Here is a 7,541-nt window from a genome sequence, read left to right as displayed (position 1 = left end):
CGCGCCCGCGCCCTGGGCCTGGCCATGCGGCTGGCCTGCGACCTGTCCGGCCGCTCGCCGCAGTTGCTGGCGAACGCCACGGCCACGGTCGAGAAAGGCGCCCTGCGCGTCACCGCCGCCAACGGCTACGCCGACATGCTGCTGGGCGAACAGACCAAACGCCGGGCCAAGGCCCTGGCCGAAGCGATGGATCTGGCGCTGAAAATCTGAAACCCTCTCCCGATGGGAGAGGGCTTGAGGCTCGGAGAGCCGAAGGCGATCCGCCAGCCGAAAGGGTGAGGGTTCGCGGGTGAAGTCGGCCGAAGGCCGTGGCTGAAGTCATGCCGCAGCTTACGCCGACTGACAGGGCAAGCCCCTCACCCTTTCGCGCAAGAACGATCGCTAACGCTCTCGTGCGCTCAAGCCCTCTCCCGCCGGGAGAGGGTTGATCAGCCCTCGATCTCGACCACTTCGACGCGGGCGCCGTTCAGCACCAGGGCGATCTCGCCCTTCTTGAGCTTCAGCGCGTCCTCGCCGAACAACTGGCGACGCCAGCCCTTCATGGCTTCGACGTCGGCATTGTCGTTCAGCGCGATCTTCTCCAGGTCGGAGACCGTGGCGATCAGCTTGGCCGCCACGCCCGCATTGTCGCTCTTGGCCTTCAACAGCACCTTCAGCAGTTCCACCACCGAGGGCGGCGCCGGTTGGTTGTTGGCCGGACGCTCCAGCTTGGGCGCATGGGCTTCCGGATCGGCCAGAACGCGCTTCAGCTCCGCCGCCAGCTCCAGCCCAAGACGCGAGCCGCCAAAGCCCTTGGGCACCGAACGCAGGCGATTGAAGGCGTCCGGGTCGGTCGGGGCCTGGACGGCGATCTCGTCGATGGCCTCGTCCTTCAGGATGCGGCCGCGCGGCTGATCGCGTTCCTGGGCCGCGCGCTCGCGCCAGACGGCGACAGCGACGAAGGCGGCCAGGTATTTGGCGTTGAACTTCTTCGGCTTCAGCCGCTTCCAGGCGTTCTCGGGCGAGGTGTCGTAGAGCGCCGGGTCCGTGACCGCGCTCATTTCCGACATGACCCAGTCTAGACGGCCTTCCTTCTGCAGCCGGTCGCGTAGCTTGGGATAGAGGGCCGACAGGTGCGTCACGTCGCCCAGCGCATAGGTCAGTTGCGCATCCGACAGCGGACGGCGCGCCCAGTCGGTGAAGCGGCTGCCCTTGTCCAGTTCCTGGCGCAGCATCTGGCGCACCAGGGCCTCATAGCTAACCTGGTCGCCGAACCCGGCGGCCATGGCGGCGACCTGGGTGTCGAACAGCGGGCGCGGCATGGCGCCCAGCTTGTTGAAGATCTCCACATCCTGTCGGGCGGCGTGGAAGACCTTCAGAATCGATTCGTCCCGCAGGATGTCGAGGAAGGGCGTCATATCCAGCCCCTCCGCCATCGGATCGATGATGGCGGCGTCCGTAGGTGAAGCCGCAGCCTGAATCAGGCACAGCTTGGGCCAGTAGGTCGTTTCCCGCATAAATTCCGTATCAACGGTGATGTACGGGGCCTTGGCCAAACGATCGCAGAAGGCGATCAGCGCGTCATTGGTGGTGATTGGCGTCATTCCGATGCTATAGCCCCGCGCGACGCCGTCGTGGCAAGAGCGCCGCGACATATTTTCGCCCCCGATTTCGAGCCGTGACCGATGAGCGACACCCCTGAGGCCCTGAAAAACGGTCTGACCTACGCCGACGCAGGCGTGGATATCGACGCCGGAGAACAGCTGGTCGACGCGATCAAGCCCCTGGCCAAGTCCACACGCCGCCCCGGCGCAGAGGCCTCGCTGGGCGGTTTCGGCGCCCTGTTCGACCTCAAGGCCGCCGGTTTTGAAGACCCGCTGATCGTCACCACCACGGACGGCGTCGGCACCAAGTTGAAGATCGCCATCGAAACCGGCCGCCATGACGGCGTGGGCGTCGATCTGGTCGCCATGTGCGTCAACGACCTGCTGGCGCAGGGCGCAGAGCCGCTGATGTTCCTGGACTACTACGCCACGGGCAAGCTGGACGTGGACGCCGCGCGCCGCGTCGTCGCCGGCATCGCCGAGGGCTGCCGCCAGTCCGGCAGCGCCCTGGTCGGCGGCGAGACGGCCGAAATGCCGGGCATGTATTCGGGCGGCGATTACGACCTGGCCGGCTTCTCGGTCGGCGCCGTCGAGCGCGGCAAGGTGCTGCCCTATCTGGACCAGCAGAAACCGGGCGACGTCATCATCGGCCTGGCCTCATCGGGCCCGCACTCGAACGGCTATTCCCTGATCCGCAAGGTGGTCGAGAAGTCCGGCCTGGCCTGGGGCGACGACGCCCCCTTCGCCAAGGACTGCACCCTGGCCCAGGCTCTGATGGAGCCGACCCGCATCTATGTGAAGCCGGTGCTGCCGCTGATGAAGGCGGACCTGATCAAGGGCGCGGCCCACATCACGGGCGGCGGCCTGATCGAAAACCCGCCGCGCTGCATCGCCGAGGGCCTGGAAGCCAGCTTCGACTGGGACGCCTGGCCGATGCCTGCCGTCTTCCAGTGGCTGGGCGAGACGGGCGGCATTTCGGATCACGAGATGCGCCGCACCTTCAACTGCGGCGTGGGCTTCATCCTGATCGTCGCACCCGAGAACGTCGAGCCGGTACTGGCCGCCCTGCTGAACGCGGGCGAGACGGCGTTCGTCTGCGGGCAACTGCAGGCGGCGTAAGGCGTCGCCGCTTCGGATAAGACAAAGGCCCCAGTCAGCGACTGGGGCCTTTTTTTCTGCGCTCGCATTTCTCTACCGCTCACCCCGGCGGACGCCGGGGCCCAGTGAGAACCTCAAGCGCCGAGCCTAAGGCCAAAGGACTGGATCCCGGCTTCCGCCGGGACGAGCGGAGAGAGGTATCTCCTTAGCGCAGGCCGCCGTTCTGCGTCTCGTCGTAGAACTTGGCCATGTCAGTGTAGAGCTGCTCCAGCGCCGGGCGGGCCGTGTACATCATGTGGCCGCCTTCATAGTAGGTGAACTCCAGGTTCCCGCGCAGGTGCGGCTCCAGCATCATCTGGGCTAGGTCGTACTCCGTGCTGAAGAAGGGCGTGGCGGCGTCGTAGTAGCCGTTCAGCGCCAGTACCTTCAGGTGCGGATTGCGGCGGATGGTCGTGGCCAGGTCGACCGCCGTGTTCGGCGTGGTCTGCGGGCCGCCGACCGGCGGGCGGTGGCCCCAGTCCCAGTCGAAGCCCGGCAGGCCGCGCGCCGACTGGCGATAGTCCATGTCCGTCCGATAGTTCAGCGTCGTGGCCACATAGTCGCGGAAGATGCTGAAATAGGCGCCGGTGATGGCGCTGCTGGAGGGGTCTTCCTCGGGCGAACCGCCGACCGCATTGGCGTCAATGCCCAGATAGCGGGTGTCCAGACGGCCGACCGTCTGGCGACGGTCGCGCAGCAGCTCCTTGCGGAAGGGGCTGAGCTCAAGGCGCAGATTGGCCTGATCCAGCACCGTCGGCGAAATGCCGATCAGGGCGCTCATCTGCTGGGCGATCTGGGCGCGCTCGGCGTCCGAGATCAGGTGCCCCTTCGACAGAGCCGCCGCATAGGGGCCGATGGCGAATTCGCGGGCGCGCTGGACGTGTTCCTCCAGGCTGGGCTTGTTCGGGATCTTGTTGTGATACCAGGCCGTCGCCGCATAGGTCGGCAGGAGGGTGACGAAGTTCTGCGGATAGCCCGGCTGGCGCACGCCGTAGTTCATGATCGACGACAGCAGGACCACGCCGTTCAGCGACATGCCGCGATCTTCCAGCTGATGCACCAGGGCGCCGGCGCGCAGGGTGCCGTAGCTTTCGCCCAGCACGTATTTCGGGCTGGACCAGCGGTCGAACTTGGTCGTGTAGCGCATGATGGCGCGGGCGAAGGTGTCCGCGTCCTGATCCACGCCCCAGAAGGCCGAACCCGGTGTCTCGCCCAGCGGGCGCGAATAGCCGGCGCCGACCATGTCGATGAAGACCAGGTCGGTCTTGTCCAGCAGGGTCATGTCGTTGGGCGCCAGGTTGAACGGCCCCGGACGCTCGACCACGGGAGCGTCGGTCTGGACCCGCATCGGGCCGAAGGCGCCCATGTGCAGCCACACCGTCGGCGAACCCGGCCCGCCGTTGAACATATAGGTGATCGGGCGACGACCGACCGGCTGCCCGTCCAGCGTATAGGCCACATAGAAGAGGCTGGCCGTCGGCATGCCCGCGTCGTTGCGGACCGTCAGGGTGCCCGCCGTGGCCTTGTAGCGCATGGCGCGGCCGTGGGCGGTGATCGAGTGGCTGGTCGTCACCGTCTGCTCATCGGCGCTGGCGCGGGCCCAGTTCTTCTCGATCTGTTCGGCGTTGGCGTTGCGCAGGCGTTCGGCCGCCGAGCGGATCGGACCCGAACCGCCGCTGGACGCGGCTTCCTGAGCCATGGAAACGGCCGGCGCGGCCAACAGGGCCGCAGCGCAGGCGGCGGTCAACAGACGACGCATATAGGATACTCCCCCTAGGATGCCGGACTCTCCGGCGGATCGACGCTAGCGCCGCCGTTTCCGAAGAAGCAACGGAGTTTGCGTCAGTTGATCGACATTCGTTCGGCGGCGACGCGCCCTCCCCTTCGCCTTGAAGTCCCTCTTGCTAAGTCGCCGTCGGGGCCGCATGGCAGTCGCGCCTTTTCAAACGCACGAGCCGCCCATGTCCGTCGCCAAAACCCGCGTCGCCGTCCTGATCTCGGGAACCGGCTCGAACATGGCCAGCCTGATCGCAGCGGGCCAGACGGCGGACGCGCCGTATGAGGTCGTGGTCGTCGTCTCCAACATTGCGGGCGCAGGCGGTCTGGCCAAGGCCGAGGCGGCGGGCGTCGAGGCGTTGACCGTCGAACACAAACCCTTCGGCAAGAACCGAGAGGCGCATGAGCGCGCCCTAGACGCCCTGTTGGTCGAGCGCGGCGTTCAGGTCGTGGCCCTGGCCGGATACATGCGCCTGCTGACGCCGTGGCTGGTCGGGAAATGGGCGGGCCGGATGCTGAACATCCACCCGTCGCTGCTGCCGCTTTATCCCGGCCTGAACACCCACGCCCGCGCCATCGAGGCCGGAGACCTTGAGGCGGGCTGCACCGTCCACATCGTCACCGAAGGCGTCGACGAAGGCCCTGTTTTGGGCCAGGCGCGCGTGCCGATCCTGCCCGACGACACGCCCGACATCCTGGCGGAACGGGTCAAGGCGGCGGAGCACGGCCTTTATCCCCAGGCGCTCGCCGATTTCGTTCGCAGCGCCTGATCCTTAACGATTTTTAATGCGACAGCAGGTCGCAGGCGGGCGCAGTTTGCCGGCAAGCACGAATGCACCGGCCTTGCGGCGCAATCGCGCATGCCTGCACCACTGGGAAAGACCCGATGATGAAAACCCGCCTGATGGGCGCCACCGCCATGGCCGTCGCCCTCGCCTTCACGGCCCAACCGACCCTCGCACAACACGCCCACGCCTCCACGACCGCCTCCAACGCGCCCGAGATCAAGCCGTGGGGCTTTGATCTGGACGGTCGCGACCTGACGGTGAAGCCGGGCGACGACTTCAACGCCTACGCCAACGGCGTCTATCTGCGTGACACCCAGATCCCGGCCGACAAGGCCCGCTTCGGCCCGTTCGACGTTCTGTATGAGAACTCGCAGGCCCAACTGCGCGCCATCATCGAGGCCAGCGCCGCCAACCCGACCAACGACAACGCCCGCAAGGTCGGCGCCCTGTACGCCAGCTTCATGGACGAGGCCCGTGTAAACCAGCTCGGCGCCCAGCCCCTGGCCGCCGACCTGGCCGCCATCCGCGCCGTCGCGAACCACAGCGACATGGCCCGTCTGATGGGCGCCAGCCACGAAGGCTTCGGCGGCTCCCTGTTCGGAGTGGCCGTGTTCGAGGATCTACAGAACCCGAACATCAACTCAGCCTATCTGGGCCAGGGCGGCCTGGGCCTACCGGACCGCGACTATTATCTGAAGCCCGACTTCGCCACCCAGCGCGAAGCCTATGTCGTCTATGTGACCCGCGCCCTGACCGCCGCCGGCTGGAGCAACCCGGCTCAGGCCGCCGCCGACATCCTGGCCTTCGAGACCAAGGTCGCCGAGAAGCACTGGACCACGGTCGAGCGTCGCCAGATCGACAAAATCTACAACCCGACCGCCGTCTCGCAGCTGTCGACCTTCGCGCCGGGCTTCGACTGGACCGCCTTCCTGCAGGCCTCCAAGGTCGAGAGCGTGCCGACCCTGGTGCTGATGGAGAACACCGCCATCCCCGGCATCGCCCAGGTGTTCGCCGACACGCCGATCGAGACGCTGAAGGCCTGGCAGGCCTTCCAGACCGTCGATCAGGCCAGCCCCTATCTGTCCGACGCCTTTGTCGACTCGCGCTTCGAGTTCCGCGGCAAGACCCTGCGCGGCCAGCCGGAGAACCGCCCGCGCTGGAATCGCGGCGTCGCCCTGGTCGACGGTCAGTTGGGCGAGGTTCTGGGTCAGGAATACGTCCGCCTGCACTTCCCCGCCTCGTCCAAGACGCAGATGGAGCAACTGGTCGCCAACCTCAGCGCCGCCATGACCGAGCGCCTGAAGGCCCTCGACTGGATGAGCGACGCCACCCGCGCGCAGGCCATCGAGAAGATGTCCAAGTTCGGCGTGAAGATCGGCTATCCCGAGAAGTGGCGCAGCTATGACGGGCTGGAGCTGACGGCGGGCGACCTCTACGGCAACGTCGAGCGCGCCTCCGCCTTCGACTGGGCCTGGAACCGCAGCAAGATCGGCCAGCCGGTCGATCCGCTAGAATGGGGCATGACGCCCCAGACGGTGAACGCCTACTACAACCCGCCGCGCAACGAGATCGTCTTCCCGGCCGCCATCCTGCAGGCGCCCTTCTTCGATCCGAACGCCGATCCGGCGGTCAACTACGGCGGCATCGGCGCCGTGATCGGCCACGAGATCACCCACGGCTTCGACGACCAGGGCCGCAAGACCGACGCCAACGGTGTGCTGCGCGACTGGTGGACGCCGGAAGACGCCGCCCGCTTCGAGGAACGCGCCAAGACCCTGGGCGCCATCTACAACGCCCAGGAGCCGGTCCCCGGCACGCCCATCAACGGCGAGCTGACCATGGGCGAGAACATCGCCGACCTGGGCGGCCTGCTGATGGCGCTGGACGCCTACAACCGCAGCCTGAACGGCCAGCCGGCCCCGGTGATCGACGGCCTGACCGGCGAACAGCGCGTCTTCCTGGGCTGGGCCCAGGTCTGGCGCGAGAAGTCGCGTGAAGAGGCTCTGAAAGAGCAGCTGACCACCGACCCGCACTCGCCCGGCATGGCGCGCGCCGCCACCCCGCCGCGCAACATCGATGCCTGGTACGCCGCCTTCGGCGTCACCCCGGATCAGGCGGAATACATCGCCCCCGATAAGCGCGCCCGCATCTGGTAAGCGGCGCGTCCGGCGACGGGCAAAAGGAAAGGGCGTCGGCTTCACAGCCGACGCCCTTTTTTCTCCTCCCCATTTCATGGGGAGGTGGATCGGCGGCGATA

At 67.0% G+C, this 7,541-nt stretch carries 5 protein-coding genes and 1 pseudogene; 4 read left to right on the top strand and 2 right to left on the bottom strand.

Annotation, left to right across the window (positions count from 1 at the left end; translation table 11 throughout):
* Nucleotides 1-210, top strand: a pseudogene (locus RT567_RS06890) (Ppx/GppA family phosphatase); the annotation flags it as partial.
* Nucleotides 211-428: 218 nt separating this feature from the next.
* On the opposite strand, the gene rnd reads toward RT567_RS06890, so the two are convergent.
* Nucleotides 429-1,583 carry a ribonuclease D gene (rnd, locus tag RT567_RS06885; protein ID WP_125899783.1) on the bottom strand — a complete coding sequence of 385 codons (1,155 nt, stop codon included), beginning with the start codon at nt 1,581-1,583 and terminating at the stop codon, nt 429-431.
* Nucleotides 1,584-1,664: 81 nt separating this feature from the next.
* Between rnd and purM the strand changes: the two genes are divergently transcribed.
* Nucleotides 1,665-2,702 carry a phosphoribosylformylglycinamidine cyclo-ligase gene (purM, locus tag RT567_RS06880; protein WP_313575273.1) on the top strand — a complete coding sequence of 346 codons (1,038 nt, stop codon included), beginning with the start codon at nt 1,665-1,667 and terminating at the stop codon, nt 2,700-2,702.
* 184 nt (nt 2,703-2,886) lie between these two features.
* Here purM and RT567_RS06875 read toward each other — a convergent pair whose 3' ends face one another.
* Nucleotides 2,887-4,479: a S10 family serine carboxypeptidase-like protein gene (locus tag RT567_RS06875; RefSeq protein WP_313575271.1), complete on the bottom strand. Its 1,593-nt coding sequence runs from the start codon at nt 4,477-4,479 to the stop codon at nt 2,887-2,889.
* 202 nt (nt 4,480-4,681) lie between these two features.
* Between RT567_RS06875 and purN the strand changes: the two genes are divergently transcribed.
* Together purN and RT567_RS06865 are read left to right on the top strand one after the other, a co-directional pair.
* On the top strand, nt 4,682-5,266 hold the full coding sequence (purN, locus tag RT567_RS06870) for a phosphoribosylglycinamide formyltransferase (RefSeq protein ID WP_313575270.1): 585 nt from the start codon (nt 4,682-4,684) through the stop codon (nt 5,264-5,266).
* A gap of 116 nt (nt 5,267-5,382) precedes the next feature.
* Nucleotides 5,383-7,440 carry a M13-type metalloendopeptidase gene (locus RT567_RS06865; protein ID WP_313575268.1) on the top strand — a complete coding sequence of 686 codons (2,058 nt, stop codon included), beginning with the start codon at nt 5,383-5,385 and terminating at the stop codon, nt 7,438-7,440.
* Nucleotides 7,441-7,541: the final 101 nt, after the last annotated feature.

The sequence above is a fragment of the Brevundimonas sp. genome (genome assembly GCF_032107865.1).
Classification (GTDB): Bacteria; Pseudomonadota; Alphaproteobacteria; order Caulobacterales; family Caulobacteraceae; genus Brevundimonas.
This window is presented reverse-complemented; position numbering and strand designations above follow the sequence as displayed.